Source organism: Nocardia sp. NBC_01503 (assembly GCF_036327755.1).
GTDB lineage: Bacteria > Actinomycetota > Actinomycetes > Mycobacteriales > Mycobacteriaceae > Nocardia.
In genome coordinates, this window is sequence record NZ_CP109596.1 from 6,844,342 (window position 1) to 6,861,196 (window position 16,855).

The following is a 16,855-nucleotide window of genomic DNA, read 5'->3' on the forward strand; positions in this document are numbered from 1 at the left end:
GCACCGCGCCGCGATATTACTTCCGGGTAGGGTTCGCCCGAGCCGGCCGGGAGAGTGGAGGACTATCGATGGTCGAGGCGCAACGATTGGTCGGTCTGGTGAATCGAACCGGGCGGGTGAACGGTTCCCCCTTCGATTCCGGCCGGTCGATGAGCCCGCCGTCCGGGCGGCGGCGGAACTGGGTGCACTACGGGGTCATGGTGCCCGATCTGCCCGAACCGCACCGTTCGTTCGGGGTCATGTCGATCCTGGGGACGCCCGGAGTGGCGATCTTCGCCAATGATCACGCGATCACAACCACCCCGTCCGACACGGTGTACACCTCCTCGGCGACCGCATCCATGGCGGACGGGCAGTTCCTCGTGCACAGTATCGATCGCGACTGCGAGTTCGCCTCGGACGGCAGCCACCTTCGCTTCGGCGAGGAACTCGTCATCGCCGGTACCTACCCGCACTTCACGGTGCGCCGCACCCATCCCGAGATCACCGTCGAACTCGAGATCGAGGCCACCGACAAGGTGGCCCACTTCGCGAACATCCCTGCGCTGTACCGGCATTGGAGCCTGCTGTCGACCTATCGCGGTCAAATCGATTATCGCGGTGAGCGTGTCGAGGTGCAGGGTTTGTGCACAGTCGAATACGCCGCCGGTGTCGGAACGCACAGCGTGAGGGCCTCCACCCGACCCAAGCTGCCCGCGAAGTTCTTCACCTACCATGTCCTGAACCTCGACGACCGCACACAGGCCTTGCTGGTCCAGGTCCTCGGTCCCGCGGGGTTCCCGATCCAGAAAGCGGTCTATCTGCGCTCACTCGACGGTTACGGCGGCGTATTCACCCGCGGCTTCGACTTCCGCGTACGCGAATTCGAAGCCGAGCCGCGGCGCACCCCCGACGGCCGGACGATGCGACTGCCGAATTCGTTGTCGTGGCGGGTACTCGACGACCAGGGCCGGGACTTGATCGCCGTCGACGGCAAGGCCGGCGGTGACTACTCCTATGGGCTCGGCGCCGGGTTCGTCGGCACCTACGACTACACCGGCACCTACCTGGGCCGCGAGGTCTCCGGCCGCGCCTACCTCGAGTACATCGACTGCCGCTGACCGTCGGGCACTCTCGGCCCATCCGTCGATCCGCTCCGTCGGCGGCTCCGCATGCGGCGTGGCCGACGGGGTGTTCAGTGTCGTCTGCGCACCGGGAGCACCAACTGCGCACCGGTCTCGGGATGGTCGAAGACATCGACCGGGTGTTTGTAGACGCGGGTGAGTAGTTCGGTGGTCAGGACCTCACGGGGTGGGCCGTCGGCGGCGAGGCGACCGGAGTCCAGCACCGCGACGCGGTCGGCGTAGGCGGCGGCGACACCGAGGTCGTGCAGCACCACCACGACCGCGGCTCCGGTGGCGGCGCGTTCGCGGGCCAGGTGCAGGACCTGTTCCTGGTGGCCCAGGTCCAGAGCGGCGGTGGGTTCGTCCAGCAGCAGGGTCGCGGTGTCCTGGGCCAGGACGCGGGCCAGGGCGACGCGGGCGCGTTCACCACCGGACAGGGCCGGGAAGGCGCGCGCGGCAAGGTGTTCCACGTCGGTGGCGGCCAGGGCCTCGGCGATGATCTTCTCATCGGCGTCCTGGCGGCCGGTGCGGGCCCAGGGGGCGCGGCCCATGGCGACGACTTCACGTGCGGTGAAGGGGAATCCGACGGTGTGGTTCTGCGGCAGGACCGCGCGGCGGCGGGCCATGTCCAGGGGTGCCCAGTCGGTGAGGGGTTTGCCGTCGAGTTCGACTGTGCCGTGCGAGGGTTCGAGTTCCCCGGCGAGGGCGGCCAGCAGCGTGGATTTGCCCGCGCCGTTGGGGCCGACCAGGGCCACGATCTGTCCGGCGAGGACGTCGAAGTCCACGCCGTCCAGGACTCGGTTGCCGCCGGTGCGGGTCAGGCCGACACCGCGGGCGCGCAGGGTGACCGTTCCCGGGGCCGGGGTGGCGGGCAGTTCGTGCGGGCGGGCGAAAACGCCGGTGATACTTCGCAATACGGTGCTCACGCCCAGCCTCCCGAACGGGCGCGGGTGCGCCGCAGCAGCCAGAAGAAGAAGGGTCCGCCCACCAGGGAGGTGAGCATGCCCAGCGGCAGGTCGGCATTGTGCACCAGGGCGCGGGCGCCGATATCGGCCGCGACCAGCACCACCGCGCCCACGATCGCGGACAGCGGGATCAGCACCCGATGGGCGGGGCCGACCATCATGCGCACCAGATGCGGCACGATCAATCCGACGAACAGGATGATGCCGGTGAAGGCGACGCCGGCGGTGGCCAGGATCGCGACCACGACGATCACATTGCGGCGCAGGCGTTCCACATCCACGCCCAGATGCCGGGCCGCGGATTCACCGAGCGCCAGCAGGTCCAGGCGCGGTGCCATCAGTACCGCGGCCGCGACCCCGAGCGCGGTGAGCGGCGCGACCACCGCGACCGATTGCCAGGTCGCGCCGTTGAGGCTGCCCATCTGCCAGAACACGATCTGATCGCGCGCGGCCGGAGAGGCGCTGAACAGCAGGAACGAGATGAGTCCGCCCGCGAAGGCGTTGATGGCCACACCGGTCAGCACCAGGGTCACCACCTCGGTGCGACCGTTGGAGCGCGAGAGCACATAGACCAGCAGGGTGGTCAGCAGTCCGGCGACGAACGCACCCGCGGCCACCGACCAGGACGCCACGAACGTGCCACCGACGACGATGACCGTGCCCGCACCGACCGCCGCACCCGCGGAGACACCGATGACACCGGGTTCGGCCAGGGGATTGGCGAAGACACCCTGCAACAGCGCACCCGCTGTGGCCAGGGCCGCGCCGACGAGCATGGCCATCACCACGCGCGGGAACCGCACTTCCCACAGGGTCACATCACCGGCGGGATGTGCGGGCATCGGCCCCCAGTCCAAGCCGATGCGATGCAGGAAACTGCCCGCGACCTCGAGGGGTGTGGTCGGCACCTGACCCACGGCCGCCGAGATCAACGCCAGCACGATCAGACCCAGCAGCGCCCCGGCGAAGATCGCCGTCGTGCGCGAGCGGGAACCACCGCGCCCGGTCACCGGCTTGCCGTGCACCGCAATCGAATCCACTTCGGCGTTCAAATCCACCGATTCCGGCACGGACCGCATATGTGCACCGTGTGCATGGAGGTCTTCGCCGGCCGACCGGACGCCGTTGCGCTCCGGTGCGGGCGCGTCCGTGATCCCGGGGGAGGGTTCAGTCGAATCCTGCTGTGCGAGCGGGGCATCCGCCGGTGCGGGGGAATCCGCTGGTGCGGGGGAATCCGCTGGGGGCACGGTCGAATCCTGTGGGTCGAGGTGGGTGGGGCGGCGCGCCTCGGTCATGCGGTCTTTTCGCCGTAGATGGCCTTGGCCAGGGCCGCCACGACGCGACCGGTGTTGGGGCCGAAGCTCAGTACGACGGCGTCGGACATGTCCACGACGCGCTTGTTCTTGCCCGCGGGGGTTTGGGCGATGCCCGGGACCTTGGCCAGTCCGTCGACGCCGCCGACCGAGGACAGGCCGTCGGACATGACCAGCAGCACCTCGGGTGCGGCGGCGATGAGGGCTTCGCTGGTGATCGGGATGAACGGTTCCCTGATTCCCGAGGCGGTGCCCGCATCGGTCGCGCCGAGGGCGGCGATGAGCGAGTCCGCGCCCGAACCGGGTCCGGCGATCATGGTGATGGCGGTACTGCGCAGATACAGGAAGGCGATGCGCAGCTCGGGATCGCGCGCGGGCACGGTCGCGGTGGCCGCGGCGATCTCGTCCTTGGTGCGCTGGGCGAGCTTCCTACCGGCGTCGGGAACTCCGAGCGCGTTGGCGACGGCTTCGATCTGCGGGCCGACACCGTCGATGGTGCGCTCGGGATCGAGGTACACCGTCGCGATACCCAGGGCCTTCAATTGATCGCGCATGACCGGGGTGGCGCTGGTGCTGTCGGTGAGCAGGACCGAAGGCCGCAGTGCGGCAATGGCTTCCACGCTCATCGAGCCCGAACCACCCGCCACGTTCGGCACATCCTTGACCGCGGGGAACGCCGCGGAGGTGGAGCGGCCCACCAGTTTCGAGCCCAGTCCGAGCGCGTACACGGTCTGGGCGAAGGTGCCCGAGCGGTCCACGGCGATGATGCGGCTGGAGTCGGTGACGGTCACCTCGCCGCCGTCGTAGTTGTGCACGGTGACCGGCAGGGTCGGGGTGGGTTCGGGTCCGATCGGCACCGGATCGGCGTCGCCGACGGTCGCGGTGGCCGGTCCCTGCTGTCCGGCGACGCTGCCGCCGCCGCTGCTGGTGCAGGCGGTCGCGCCCAGGACCAGACCGCCCGCGAGCACCGCCACCGCGGTGCGCAGCAGGACGGCCGATCGGGCATTTACGAGACACCTCATGCAGGTAAGGCTAGCCATCGCTCATTCGGTGCGTGCACTGACGTCGCCCAATGCGGCGGTGATGGCGCGCGGCAGTTCCAGGGTTTCCGCGGCCAGCACACCGGTGAGCTGGCCGATATCGCGGGCCCCGACGATCATGCTGGCCACGCCGGGCTGGTCACGAATCCAGGCCAGCGCCACGGCCAGCGGTGAGGTGCCCAGACCGTCGGCGGCGGTGACCACCGCGTCGACCACGCGCACGGCCCGATCGTCGAGGGTGGCGTTGATCTCCGCGGCGGTGGCCTCGTCCGCACCACGCGAATCCGCGGGCACGCCGTCACGGTATTTGCCGGTGAGAATGCCGCCCGCCAACGGTGCGGTGGCGATGATGCCCAGGCCGTGATGCTGTGCGGCGGGCACGAATTCGTGTTCGACGCCACGCGCCAGCAGCGAGTAGGGGGTCTGCGCGGCGGTCAGCGGCGCGGTGCAGGCCAGCGTCGCCAGCTGCCAGCCGTCGTAGCCGCGCACGCCGGCGTAGCGCACCCGTCCGGTGCGGACCGCGTATTCGAGTGTGGCGGCGACCTCTTCGAGCGGGGTGTGCGGATCCCAGGCGGCCACGGTCCACAGATCCAGGTGATCGGTGCCCAGCAACTCCAGGGTCTGATCGAGTTGGCGCATCATGGTGCGGCGCGAGGCGTCCACCCGCCAGCGCACCGGCGCGGGCGCGGGTCCGGCGGCCGGATCGGTACGGGTGGCCCGCTGTCCGGAGCAGACGCTCAACACCAGTTCCTCGCGCCCGAGCTCACGCACCAGCGGGCCCAGAATGCGTTGTGCCGCACCGTCGCAGTAGGCGGGGGAGGTGTCCACCAGGGTGCCGCCCGCCTCGGCGAAGGCGGCCAATTGTGCTGCCGCGTCCTCGGCGTCGGTCTCCCGGCCCCAGGTGTGGGTGGCCAGTCCGAGCCGGGATACTCGGAGCCCGCTGCGCCCCACCGTCCGCTGTTCCATCACCGCGCATGCACTTTCGTCACACGCGTCAGCCTAAGCGCACGAGCCTCCTCCGCCCCGCTATGCCTCGCCGCGCCGCGGCCACACGCGCGGTGTCCCCTCACTTCACCGGGTTGGGTGCTTCCGCTGCGAGCCCGGGCGCGCCGCCCTGTAGGGTCGCGGGCGGTGTTCGCGGCGATCGCGCCGCGCGTGGGCGAATTGTCCACCGGCAGCCGACGATTCGGGAACTGGAGGGTGTGCGTGGGCGAGTCGATGACGTGGGTGCAGGCGCTGATTTTGGGTCTGGTGCAGGGCTTGACGGAGTTTCTGCCGATTTCGTCCTCGGCGCACATGCGCATCGTGTCGGCGGTGTTCTTCGGCGACGACGCGGGCGCGTCGTTCACCGCGGTCACCCAGCTGGGCACCGAGGCCGCGGTACTGGTGTATTTCGCCAAGGACATCTGGCGAATCCTGGTGGCCTGGTTCACCACCATGTCCTGGAAGGTCACCGGCCGCGAACCGGTGCGGGTGCCGTTGAGCGAACAGCCCACCACCCAGCTGCCGGTCTATCGCGACGATATTCCGGGCGGCTATGTGCTGGACGAGGATTCGCAGCGCGAACTCGACTACCGCATCGGCTGGTATGTGATCATCGCCACCATCCCGATCGGTGTCATCGGATTCCTGTTGAAGGACCAAATCCGTACCGGGGCAAGGAATCTGTGGCTGGTCTCGACCATGCTGATCCTGTTCGCGCTGGTGATCGCGGCCGCGGAGTACTACGGCAGCAAGCGCCGTCCGATCGAGCAGCTCACCACCCGCGACGGCATCATCATGGGCCTGTCCCAATGTCTGGCGCTCATCCCGGGCGTGTCGCGTTCGGGCGCAACCTCGTCGGCGGGCCTGTTCATCGGCCTGACCCGCGAGGCCGCGGTGCGCTTCTCATTCCTGCTCGCGATTCCGGCGGTGCTGGCCTCGGGTCTGTTCTCGCTGCCGGACGCCTTCGAACCCGCCGGTGAGGGCCTCAACGCCTCGGGTATGCAGATCCTGGTCGCCACCGTCATCTCGTTCCTGGTCGGATACGCCTCGGTCGCCTGGCTGCTGCGCTTCGTCACCAAGCACTCGCTGGATTGGTTCGTGGGCTACCGCATCCTGCTCGGGGTGACGGTGATGGCGCTGCTGGCGACCGGCGTCGTGAGTGCGACCTGACAAGTAGGCTGTTGCGGTGACGGTGATCCTGTTGCGGCACGGCGTCTCCACGTCGAACACTGCCCGCACCCTGGCCGGGCGTAGCGCCGGAGTCGATCTCACCGACCGTGGGCGCGAGCAGGCCCAGACGGTCGCTCAGCGCCTCGGCGCGTTACCCATCGAACACATCGTGACCTCGCCGTTGTTGCGCTGTCAGCGCACGGTCGCACCCCTTGCCGACAAGCTCGGTATCGAGGCCGAACCCGATGAGCGCCTGCTGGAAGTGGACTACGGCGACTGGACCGGTCGGGCGCTGGGTGAGCTGGTGAGCGAACCGCTGTGGAAGGTGGTGCAGCGGCACGCCTCGGGTGCGGTGTTCCCCTCCGGGGAGGGTTTGGCGCAGGTACAGTTCCGCGCGGTTTCCGCTGTGCGCGAACATGACCGGATATTGGCAGAAAAACACGGCGGCGATGTGTTGTGGGTGGCGTGCACCCACGGGGATGTGATCAAGTCGCTGCTGGCGGACGCGTTCGGAATCCATCTGGACGGTTTCCAGCGGATCGTGGTGGAACCCGCGTCGATCAGCGTGGTCCGCTACAGTCCGACCGCCCCGTATGTGTGGCGGGTGAACGATACCGGCTCGGATCTGTCCGCCCTGGCGGCGATTTCGCCGCAAACCGGCGGCGAATCGAGATCGGGCCCGGTGCCCGGAGGCGAAACGGGCAATACCAGCAGTGGCGATAATGGGGATACGGAGCGCCCCGAGTCTTAGTGGTGAGTGAGCTTTGGAGGAGGTGCCATGGGCCGAGCAATCCATATTTTCCGCACCCCCGATCGATTCATCGCCGGTACCGTCGGTGAGCCGGGCGATCGCGCTTTCTACCTGCAGGCTGTGCAGGATCCGCGCGTGGTGAGCGTGCTGCTGGAGAAGCAGCAGGTCAAGGTGCTGGCCGATCGGATGGGGTTGTTGCTGGACGAGGTGGCGCGCCGCTTCGGCACCCCGGTGCCGCCGCAGCCCGCCGATGTGTCCGATATCGCGCCGCTGGCCACCCCCATCGAGGCCGAGTTCCGGGTCGGCACCATGGGTCTGGGCTGGGACGCGGACGCCAACGCGGTGGTGGTGGAGCTGCTGGCCATCACCGAAACCGAGGTCGACGAATCGGTGGTCCTCGATGACACCGAGGAGGGTCCGGATGCGGTGCGGGTGTTCCTGACCCCGGTGCAGGCGCGTGAATTCGCCTTGCGCTCCACCCGGGTGATCGCGGCCGGGCGCCCGCCGTGTCCGCTGTGCAATGAACCGCTGTCCCCGAACGGGCATATGTGCGTGCGCACCAATGGGTACAAGCGTGGCGATATCTTCGGCGCCACCACCGAGCTAGAGGATTGATGTGTCGAACGACCCGCTGCGCACCGCCGAACTGACGGTGATCGGGCAGGTCACCACCGCCAGCAATGTGACGCTGGTGTGCGAGGCCGAACAGGATGGGCCGCATCCGCTGCGGGTGGTGTACAAACCGGTGCGCGGGGAGCGGCCGCTGTGGGATTTCCCGGACGGCACCCTGGCCGAACGCGAGGTCGCCTCCTATGCGGTGTCGCAGGCGCTGGGGTGGGGCGTGATTCCCGAAACCGTGCTGCGCGAGGGCCCGTACGGGCCGGGCATGGTGCAGCGGTGGGTGGACACCCCTGAAGAAGGCCCGGAATTGGTGGATCTGGTGCCCGTGGGTGAGATCCCCGAGGGCTATCGGGAGGTGTTGCGCGCGCTGGACCCGTCCGGGCATCCGGTGTCGCTGGTGCACGCGCACGATCCGCGGCTGCTGCGGATGGCGGTGCTCGACGTGCTGATCAACAATGCCGACCGCAAGGGCGGGCATGTGCTGTCCGGGGTGGACGGGCGTGTGTACGGGGTCGATCACGGTATCTGCCTCAATACCGAACCCAAATTGCGCACGGTGCTGTGGGGCTGGGCCGGGGAGACCCTCGATGACGAATTGCTCACCGACATCACGGTTTTGGTGAAGGCGCTGCCCGGGGAGCTCGGAACGCGACTGTCGGAGTTGATCACCGAGGCCGAGGTGCGGGCGCTCGAGGCGCGCGGGCAGGCGCTGCTGGAGAATCCGGTGATGCCGCTACCGTCCAGTCAGCGCCCGATCCCCTGGCCCGCTTTCTGAGTCTTTTCGTAGGCCGAGAACGTTGTCTGCGTCATGATTTCAACCCTTGACGTGCGCGCGGACGGTATCAAGGCGCTGGTCGTCCGGTATGCCCGCAGCGGTGCCCGGAGACCGGTGACCGGGGGGCGGGCGGGTCGCATGCCCGTCGCACAGTTAACCTCGATTCATGCAGTCCTGGTCCGATATCGCTGTCCCGACCGTCCCCGGATCCGGACCGGCGTTGCGTTTGTACGACACCGCCGACCGGCAGGTGCGCCCGGTCACCCCCGGGGCGACCGCCACCATGTACGTCTGCGGCATCACCCCCTATGACGCCACCCACCTCGGGCATGCGGCCACCTACCTGAGCTTCGACCTGGTCAACCGGTTGTGGCGCGATGCCGGGCATGAGGTGCACTACGTGCAGAACGTCACCGATGTCGATGATCCGCTGTTCGAGCGCGCGGCCCGCGACGGCATCGACTGGCGTGATCTGGGCACCCGCGAGATCGATCTGTTCCGCGAGGATATGGAAGCCCTGCGTGTGGTGCCGCCCGCGCATTACATCGGCGCGATCGAATCGGTGCAGGAGGTGGTCGAGCTCGTCGACAAGCTGCTGGCCTCGGGTGCGGCGTATGTGGTCGAGGATCCGCAGTATCCGGATGTGTACTTCCGTCATGACGCGACCGAACAGTTCGGCTACGAGTCCGGCTATGACCGGGCCACCATGGATCGCCTGTTCGCCGAACGCGGTGGCGATCCCGAGCGTCCGGGTAAGCGCGATCCGATCGACGCGCTGCTGTGGCGGGCCGCGCGCGCGGGTGAGCCGTCCTGGCCCGCGCCGTTCGGTGCGGGTCGCCCGGGCTGGCATATCGAGTGTGCGGCGATCGCGTTGAACCGCATCGGCACCGAATTCGATATCCAGGGTGGCGGCAGCGATCTGATCTACCCGCATCACGAGTACTCCTCCGCCCATGCCGAGGCCCTGGTCAAGGGCCGGCGCTTCGCCCGGCACTATGTGCACGCCGGATTGATCGGCCTGGACGGGGAGAAGATGTCCAAGTCGCGCGGCAATCTGGTCTTCGTGTCCAAGCTGCGCCGCTCGGGCACCGATCCGGCCGCGATTCGCCTGGGATTGTTCGCCGGGCATTACCGCCAGGATCGCGAATGGTCCGATGCGGTGCTCTCCGAAGCGCTTTCACGCCTGGATCGCTGGCGAAGCGCGACCGCTCTGGCCTCGGGTCCGGCCGCGCAGGACACCGTCGCCCGGCTGCGCCAGCATCTGGCCGATGATCTGGACACCCCCAAAGCCCTTGCCGCGGTGGATGCCTGGGCCACCCAGGCGCTGACCTACGGCGGGCCGGACGCCGATGCGCCCGCGTTGATCCGCGATGCGGTCGATGCCCTGCTGGGCATTCAGCTCTGACCCGCGGGTCCTGACACCCCCGTAAAACACTTCGCCGACCACCCCGTCGTTCCGCGGCGTCACCGGTCAACCTTTCGTCACCGGTCACCGTTTCGCGCACCACCGGTCGTTCCGGCGCGCGCCACCCGCCATCCGGGCCCGTGCCCAGCGGCTGTCCCGGCGCGCGCCACCTCGTCATCCTGGCGCGCGCCACCTCGTCATCCGGGCACGTTTTCGGCCGGGATCCACTCAAACCGGTTGGACCGCATCCGGTGTGGATCCCGGCCGACCGCCTACCGGGAGGACGGGGTGGTGCCGCATTTCGATCAGGTCGCCCGCGCCCGAGGGAATCCGCCCTCCCTTTTGCCGGGTTTGGGCGATACGGTGAGGCATTGATGCTCTCACCCTCGAAGAGGAGGTCCCGAGGTGACTGCGGTTCCCGGGTTCGATCGATTCCGTGCCGTGCGCAAGCAGATCCGGGCGGGGGGTGAGCTGCTGGGCGCGATGGCGCGTGATCCGCGGATCGTGCGGGACCTGGTGGCCGGATTCACCGGGCGCGACATCGCCGAACCGGTAGCGGCCCCGGTCGGGGATCATGTGCCGCCCGCGGGATTGAGCGAGTTCATCCGGTCCGCGTACGCCGCACAGGAGGTCGCTCTCGACGCGGCGCGGGTCACGGCGTATCTGACCGGTTTGCAGCATATTCCGGAGTGGATCACCTTTCATGGCGGCTGGCGGGACGAGGCTCCCGGGCAGGCCGAGGCGGGCCTGGAATTCGCGCAGGTCGCCAAGTTCATGGGTATTCCGGCGGATCTGCGCTGGCGGGTGCTCGAGGTGAACGAGACGGGCCTGCGGATGCGGGGTACCGGGCCGCAGGGGCTGGCGCTGGGCTTGTGGATCACGGTGACCGGCAACGACTCCGGTGCGGTGGTGCATGTGGACGCGGGGTTGGCGGGCCAGCCGATCGAGGGCCCGTTGGGTGCGACGGTGGCGCGCAGTCTCGGTGACGCACTGCGCGATTCGCTGGCCGCCCTGCCCGCGGTGATCGCCGCCGCGGGCACCGAGCCCGCGCGTGCGGCACGCAAGGCGGTGCGGCACAAGGCTTCCGGCGTGGTGCTGGCCCCGACGACCCCGGTGCTGGTGGGTGTGGGTCAGGTGGTCTCGCGCACGCCCGATCCCGGTTATCCGGATCCGTCGGAGTTGGCGGTGCGCGCGCTGCGGGCCGCGGCCGCCGATACCGGTGCGGGCGCGGGCCTGCTCGAGCGCGCGGACGCGGTGTTCTCGGTATCGCCGACCTCCTGGCAGTACGGGGATCTGGGTGCGCTGGTGGCGGCCGCGGTGGGTGCGGGTCCGGTGCAGACGGTGCAGTCCAGTCCCTTCGGCGGGGACGGTGGCCAGTTGGTGATCAATGAGGCCGCCGCCGCGATCGCCGCCGGCGATTACGACATCGTGTTGGTGACCGGCGCGGAGGCCGGTGCCACCCAGGCCGCGGCCCAGCGCGCGGGAATCGAATTAGATTGGCCGCGACAGGGTTCGAGTGTGCGGCCCACGCGCACGGTCGGTATCGACAAACCCGCCAACAACGCCGCGGAGACCGCGGCGGGGTTGTTGGCTCCGATCAATATGTACGCGCTGCTCGAGTCGGCGAACCGGCATCGCCTGGGCCGCACGCCCGCCGAGCACGCGCGTGCGGTGGCCGAATTGTGGTCGCGGTTCTCGGCGGTGGCGGCGGGCAATCCCCATGCCTGGCAGCCGCAGGAGTTCACGCCCGAGGAGATCGCCACGGTGTCCGAGGCGAATCGGATGATCTCCGCCCCGTATACCAAGCTCGAGTGCGCGAATCTGACGGTCGATATGGCCAGTGGTCTGATCATGTGCAGTGCCGCGGCGGCGGAGGCGGCCGGGATTCCGCAGGACAAGTGGGTGTTCCTGCACGCGGGCGCCTCCGGTAGCGATGAGTGGTTCGTCTCCGAGCGCACCGAATTGGCGGCTTCCCCGGCGATCCGGGCCCTGGGTGCGGCGGTGCTCGAACATGCGGGTCGTGGGATCGAGGAGATCGCGCATGTGGATCTGTACGCGTGTTTCCCGGTCGCGGTGCAGATCGCGGCCCGCGAATTGGGTCTGGCCGCCGATGATCCCAAGCGGCCGCTGTCGGTGACCGGTGGTTTGACCTTCGGCGGCGGTCCGGGCAACAACTATGGCGGGCACGCGGTGGCGACCCTGGTGCAGCGGCTGCGCGCCGAACCCGAATCCTTCGGTCTGGCAACCTCGTTGGGCTGGTATCTGACCAAGCACGCGATCGGGGTGTATTCGGCGACCCCGCCGAAGTCGGCGTACCGGCATCTGACCCCGGTGATCGAGCATCCTGCGGCCCGCCCGGCCCGCACCGGATATGAGGGTCCTGCGGTGGTCGAGGCGTACACGCTGCCCTATGACCGCCTGGGTGTGCCCGAGGCGGCGATCCTGAGCGTGCTCACCGCCAAGGGTGAGCGAATCCTGGTGCGCAGCACCGATTCGCAGACCTTGACCGCGCTCACCGACTCCGATTGGCTGGGCCTGCCGGTCACCGTGGCCGGTGATTCGGTCACCGTGACCGGTACCGATCGGGTCGAGTTGCCCGCTGCGCCGCCGGCTCCGGTGCTGATCGAGCGGCGCGGGCACGTCATGATCATCACGATCAATCGCCCGCAGGCCCGCAATGCGATCGATCTGGCGACCGCGCTGGGCCTCGAGCGCGCGATCGACGCCTATGAGGCCGATCCGAACGCGCGCATCGCGATTCTCACCGGTGCGGGCGGATATTTCAGTGCCGGAATGGATCTCAAGGCCGCCGCGCGGGGGGAGGTGCCGGTCACCGAGAAGCGCGGCATCCTGGGCATCGTGTCCGAGCCGCCGCGTAAACCTCTCATCGCCGCCGTGGAGGGCCCGGCGCTGGCCGGTGGTTGTGAGTTGGCGCTGTCGGCGGATCTGATCGTGGCGGCGCGGGATTCGACCTTCGGTATTCCGGAGGTCAAACGTGGCCTGGTCGCGGTGGGCGGCGGCGTGCTGCGCCTGTCTCAGCGCCTGCCGCGCGCGATCGCGATGGAGTTGACCCTGACCGGTGATCCGATCACCGCGGCGCGCGCGGCCGAGCTGGGTTTGATCAATCAGGTCGCCGCACCGGGCGAGGCCCTGGAGGCGGCGCTGGAGTTGGCCGAGCGGATCGCGGTGAACGCCCCGTTGAGTATCGACGCGGGTAAGCAGATCATCGACCAGGCCCCGGATTGGTCGACCGCCGAGGCGTTCGCGCGGCAGGGTCAGGTCGCCGCGGCCGCGCTGTCCTCGCAGGACGCGGGCGAGGGTATGCGCGCGTTCGTCGAGAAGCGCGATCCGGTGTGGCGCGGCCGCTGAGCGCGGGTTCTCGTGCCCGGTGAGTGCGTGGTCTCCCGGTGGTTCGGTGCCTGTGGCCCGGACCGCCGGGCCGCTACGGCGACTCGTGCCCAGGGCGCGCGGCGAATCCCGCCGGGCGGGTCACACCCGGGCGGGAGCGCGATTTGCCCGCCTCGGTCGCATCGTTCGAATATGTTGTCGCACAGTCGCACTCGCCGCTGACGGTGGGTGCGGTCGGGGGTTCGCCGAATCGCGGCACCCCCACAGCCCTTGCGCCGATCCCGGCGCGGGGGCCGGGTCACCTCGAACGCCGGGGTGTCCCACCGGTGTGCTCCGCCGTGGCGGGGTGGGACCGGGTTCGAAGAGAGGTTTTCATGACATCGGCTGATCCCGGTGAGTCCGCGCTGGAGTTGCGCCACGACGGATTGTTGTTGTCGGCCAGGCATTTCGGGGAGGCCGACGCACCCCTGGTGATGCTGTTGCACGGTTTTCCCGATACCCCGCACAGCTGGGACGGTGTGATCCCGCTGTTGGTGGAGTCCGGTTTCCAGGTCCTGACCCCGTGGCTGCGCGGGTACACCCCCGAGTCGGCCTCGCGTTCCGCCCGCTATGACCTGATCGCGGTCGCGGAGGACATCGCCGCCTGGCATCGTGCCCTGGGCGGCCCGCCCACCCATCTGGTGGGCCACGACTGGGGTGCGTTCGCGGCGATGATCCTGGCCAAACGCCATCCGCGCCAATGGCTTTCGCTGACCCTGCTGGCCATCCCGCCCTTCGGTGGCGGGTTCCCCCTGTCCGCGGCCCGTCATCTGCCCCGCCAAACCGTGCTGTCCTCCTACATCCCCCTCATGCAATCCGGGCTCTCTCCGCGTCTGCTGACCCGCGACAACGCGGCCTTCATCCGCCGCCTGTGGCATCGCTGGTCCCCGGAGTGGTCGTTCACCGACACCGATTTCGCCCCCACCGCACAGGTTTTCACCCACCGCGCCACCGCGTGGGCCGCCACCCGCTACTACCGCTCGCTGTTCACCGTCCACCGCGCCCCCACCCGTGATTTCCATCGACTGCTGCTCGCCCCACCCGCTCAACTCCCCACCTTGGCGCTGTCGGGAGCAGATGACGGCTGCATGTCCGCGGATCTGCAACGCCTCCTGGCCGCGAGTGCGGGCGTATCGGCGGCGCAACTGGCGAACACCGGCCACTTCCTGCACGCCGAACACCCGGCCGCCGTAGCCGAGCACCTCGTGGCCCATCTGCACGATCACTCGCACTGAGAACTCGGCGGGAGCCCCGAGTCATGAGGCTCGAACTCCTGCAAAGTGTGCTGGGTTTCCTGTTAGCCTTCCTACTATGAAGGCTAATACCTCGCTGAGCTTGGATGGCACCCTGCTGGAGCAGTCCAAAGAGGTCGCCGCACAGTTGGGTATCAAGCTGTCGACCTTCGTCGAATCGGCGCTACGTGACAAACTGCTCGCCAATTCCGCACAGATCGCCGCCGATTACGAGCGTGCTCGCGGCCGCGACACCGACGAGCATTTCGCCGAGGCCGAGGCCGAGCGGGCCGCCATGGTCGAGGCCATTCGCGCGGACGGCGCGGCGTGGTAACAGTCGCGACGCCCGCACACGGCGAACTCTGGCACTATCTGCCCACCATCGCGGGCCGTGAGAAGCCCTCTTCGCTCGGTGGCGACCGAGTGCTGATCCTGTCCCGGACCGCCGCGAACGCTCTGCTGCCGACGGTGCTGGCAGTCCCGGTCGAACTGGCCCCGAGAATGCCCGGTTTGGCTGTCCCACTCTCCGATACCGATCCGCTCCCCGGTCTGTCCGCGGTCGTATACCGCATCACTCCGGTGTACCGCCCGTGGTTGCAGGACCGTATCGGTGTTGTGGGTGAGTCCACGCTGCGCCAAGTCGTCGGGGCCCTGCTGGGTTTGGTCGCCCCGGACACGGTGATTTCTCCCGAACGATAGCCGGTCACTCAGGCATTCGAGGCCGCATCAGCGGCGAATACCTGTGCGCACCTTGCTATTACAGACTCTCATGAAGTGAGCTCGATACCCGATGCCGCGGTGAGCATGGCCCGGAAGGCCGGGCATTGCATATGGGTGGGGGCGGGGCAGGCCGCGGCGTGGCGCAGGGTGTCGCGCACGGTGGTGAGTTCGGCGATGGTGCGGTCGAGTTCGTGCGCCTTGTCCGAGAGCAGGTTTCGGTCCAGGTGGGGTCGGCCGTCGTCGGTGAACATGGTGGCGATGTCGTCGAGGGGGAATCCGGCCGCGCGCGCCATGGCGATCAGGGCCAGCTGTATCAGCACGTCCGGGGCGTATTGGCGGCGTTGACCGCGGCGGCCGGTGGAGGTGATGAGCTGGCGTTGTTCGTAGTAGCGCAGGGTGGAGGCGGGCACGCCCGAGCGGGCGATGACTTCACCGATATCCAGATCCGTATCCGAAAGCATGGGGTTGACCTCGAGTCGACTTGAACTGACAAGGTGGAGTGTGCACCGCAGTTCCCGGCGAGTAAAGGAGAACCCCATGGCCACCGAATCGCGCACCGATGAGCAGAGCAGTCGCTGGAACGGACATTCAGGGCAGGTGTGGGTGCAGTCCCAGGGGTTGCTCGATCAGGTGATGAGACCGCTCGAGGAGTTGCTGGTGCGGCCGGTGATCGCGGGATCGGGGCTGGCGATTCTGGATGTGGGGTGCGGGGCGGGGGCCACCTCGTTCGCGGCGGCGCGGCGGATGGGCGCGCCGGGCAGTTGTGTGGGGGTCGATATCTCCGCGCCGATGATCGAGGCCGCCCGCGAACGCGCCCGGGATTCGCGGGCGCCGGTGAGTTTTCTGCTCGCCGACGCGCAAACCCACGATTTCGAGCCCGCGTCGTTCGATCTGATCATGTCCCGGTTCGGGGTGATGTTCTTCCCGGATCCGGTGGCCGCGTTCACGAATCTGCGGGCCGCCGCCCGCGCGGGTGGGGCGTTGCGGATGCTGGTGTGGCGTAGCCCGCAGGACAATCCGTTCATGACCACCGCCGAACGCGCCGCGGCACCGCTGTTGCCGGATCTGCCCGCGCGGATACCGGATGCGCCGGGCCAGTTCGGTTTCGCCGACCCCTCGCGCGTGCACCGCATCCTGTCCGAGAGTGGGTGGGGCGATATCGGTATCGGTCCCGCCGATGTGGAGTGCGCGATGCCCGTGGACGCGCTGACCCACTACTTCACCAATTTCGGTCCGGTGGGGCTCGCGCTCCCCGGCGCCGATGAGTCCACCCGTGCCGCGGTGATCGAGGTGGTGCGCGCCGCGTTCGAGCCGTTCGTGCACGGCGATCAGGTCCGCTACACCTCCGCGTGTTGGCTGATCGACGCGCACGCCGCCTGAATTCTGTTG

16 protein-coding genes are annotated in these 16,855 nt (G+C 68.7%); 11 read left to right on the forward strand and 5 right to left on the reverse strand.

The window, feature by feature from the left end; genetic code table 11:
* Nucleotides 1–68: 68 nt before the first annotated feature.
* Nucleotides 69–1,100, forward strand: coding sequence for a DUF6670 family protein (locus tag OHB26_RS31360; protein WP_330180864.1), 1,032 nt, complete (start codon nucleotides 69–71; stop codon nucleotides 1,098–1,100).
* 74 nt (nucleotides 1,101–1,174) lie between these two features.
* Here OHB26_RS31360 and OHB26_RS31365 read toward each other — a convergent pair whose 3' ends face one another.
* The 4 genes from OHB26_RS31365 to OHB26_RS31380 form a co-directional block, all read right to left on the reverse strand.
* Nucleotides 1,175–2,029, reverse strand: a complete 855-nt coding sequence (locus OHB26_RS31365; protein ID WP_442942761.1) for a heme ABC transporter ATP-binding protein — start codon at nucleotides 2,027–2,029, stop codon at nucleotides 1,175–1,177.
* On the reverse strand, nucleotides 2,026–3,147 hold the full coding sequence (locus OHB26_RS31370; protein ID WP_330180865.1) for a FecCD family ABC transporter permease: 1,122 nt from the start codon (nucleotides 3,145–3,147) through the stop codon (nucleotides 2,026–2,028). Before OHB26_RS31370 ends, OHB26_RS31365 begins: the two co-directional genes overlap by 4 nt.
* Nucleotides 3,148–3,359: 212 nt before the next feature.
* Nucleotides 3,360–4,403 carry a heme/hemin ABC transporter substrate-binding protein gene (locus tag OHB26_RS31375; RefSeq protein ID WP_330180866.1) on the reverse strand — a complete coding sequence of 348 codons (1,044 nt, stop codon included), beginning with the start codon at nucleotides 4,401–4,403 and terminating at the stop codon, nucleotides 3,360–3,362.
* A gap of 21 nt (nucleotides 4,404–4,424) precedes the next feature.
* Complete coding sequence (locus OHB26_RS31380; RefSeq protein WP_330185837.1) at nucleotides 4,425–5,387, reverse strand: aldo/keto reductase; 963 nt, start codon at nucleotides 5,385–5,387, stop codon at nucleotides 4,425–4,427.
* Nucleotides 5,388–5,627: 240 nt separating this feature from the next.
* Here OHB26_RS31380 and OHB26_RS31385 point away from each other — a divergent pair, with 240 nt between their 5' ends.
* The 9 genes from OHB26_RS31385 to OHB26_RS31425 all read left to right on the forward strand — a co-directional run bounded on the left by OHB26_RS31385 (nucleotide 5,628) and on the right by OHB26_RS31425 (nucleotide 15,445).
* The gene (locus OHB26_RS31385) at nucleotides 5,628–6,575 is read left to right on the forward strand and encodes an undecaprenyl-diphosphate phosphatase (protein ID WP_442942762.1); all 948 of its coding nucleotides are present in this window, start codon (nucleotides 5,628–5,630) and stop codon (nucleotides 6,573–6,575) included.
* Between the two features lie 16 nt (nucleotides 6,576–6,591).
* Nucleotides 6,592–7,326 carry a histidine phosphatase family protein gene (locus tag OHB26_RS31390; protein WP_330180868.1) on the forward strand — a complete coding sequence of 245 codons (735 nt, stop codon included), beginning with the start codon at nucleotides 6,592–6,594 and terminating at the stop codon, nucleotides 7,324–7,326.
* A 27-nt stretch (nucleotides 7,327–7,353) separates the two neighbouring features.
* A complete protein-coding gene (locus OHB26_RS31395; RefSeq protein WP_067563343.1) occupies nucleotides 7,354–7,941 on the forward strand; it encodes a DUF3090 domain-containing protein in 588 nt (195 codons plus the stop codon).
* Entirely contained in the window at nucleotides 7,937–8,722 is a 786-nt protein-coding gene (locus OHB26_RS31400) for an SCO1664 family protein (RefSeq protein ID WP_442943052.1), read from the forward strand. Before OHB26_RS31395 ends, OHB26_RS31400 begins: the two co-directional genes overlap by 5 nt.
* 166 nt (nucleotides 8,723–8,888) lie before the next feature.
* Nucleotides 8,889–10,127, forward strand: a complete 1,239-nt coding sequence (gene mshC / locus OHB26_RS31405; RefSeq protein ID WP_330180870.1) for a cysteine--1-D-myo-inosityl 2-amino-2-deoxy-alpha-D-glucopyranoside ligase — start codon at nucleotides 8,889–8,891, stop codon at nucleotides 10,125–10,127.
* A 405-nt stretch (nucleotides 10,128–10,532) separates the two neighbouring features.
* Nucleotides 10,533–13,496, forward strand: coding sequence for a crotonase/enoyl-CoA hydratase family protein (locus OHB26_RS31410; protein ID WP_330180871.1), 2,964 nt, complete (start codon nucleotides 10,533–10,535; stop codon nucleotides 13,494–13,496).
* 353 nt (nucleotides 13,497–13,849) lie between these two features.
* Nucleotides 13,850–14,749, forward strand: a complete 900-nt coding sequence (locus tag OHB26_RS31415; protein WP_330180872.1) for an alpha/beta fold hydrolase — start codon at nucleotides 13,850–13,852, stop codon at nucleotides 14,747–14,749.
* 76 nt (nucleotides 14,750–14,825) lie between these two features.
* Complete coding sequence (locus OHB26_RS31420; protein ID WP_330180873.1) at nucleotides 14,826–15,080, forward strand: hypothetical protein; 255 nt, start codon at nucleotides 14,826–14,828, stop codon at nucleotides 15,078–15,080.
* Entirely contained in the window at nucleotides 15,074–15,445 is a 372-nt protein-coding gene (locus tag OHB26_RS31425) for a hypothetical protein (RefSeq protein WP_330180874.1), read from the forward strand. The genes OHB26_RS31420 and OHB26_RS31425 overlap by 7 nt, the downstream gene beginning before the upstream one ends.
* Before the next feature lie 68 nt (nucleotides 15,446–15,513).
* Here the strand turns inward: OHB26_RS31425 and OHB26_RS31430 are convergent, their stop codons facing one another.
* A complete protein-coding gene (locus tag OHB26_RS31430; RefSeq protein WP_330180875.1) occupies nucleotides 15,514–15,927 on the reverse strand; it encodes a helix-turn-helix domain-containing protein in 414 nt (137 codons plus the stop codon).
* Nucleotides 15,928–16,003: 76 nt separating this feature from the next.
* Between OHB26_RS31430 and OHB26_RS31435 the strand changes: the two genes are divergently transcribed.
* Nucleotides 16,004–16,846, forward strand: coding sequence for a class I SAM-dependent methyltransferase (locus OHB26_RS31435; protein WP_330180876.1), 843 nt, complete (start codon nucleotides 16,004–16,006; stop codon nucleotides 16,844–16,846).
* Nucleotides 16,847–16,855: the final 9 nt, after the last annotated feature.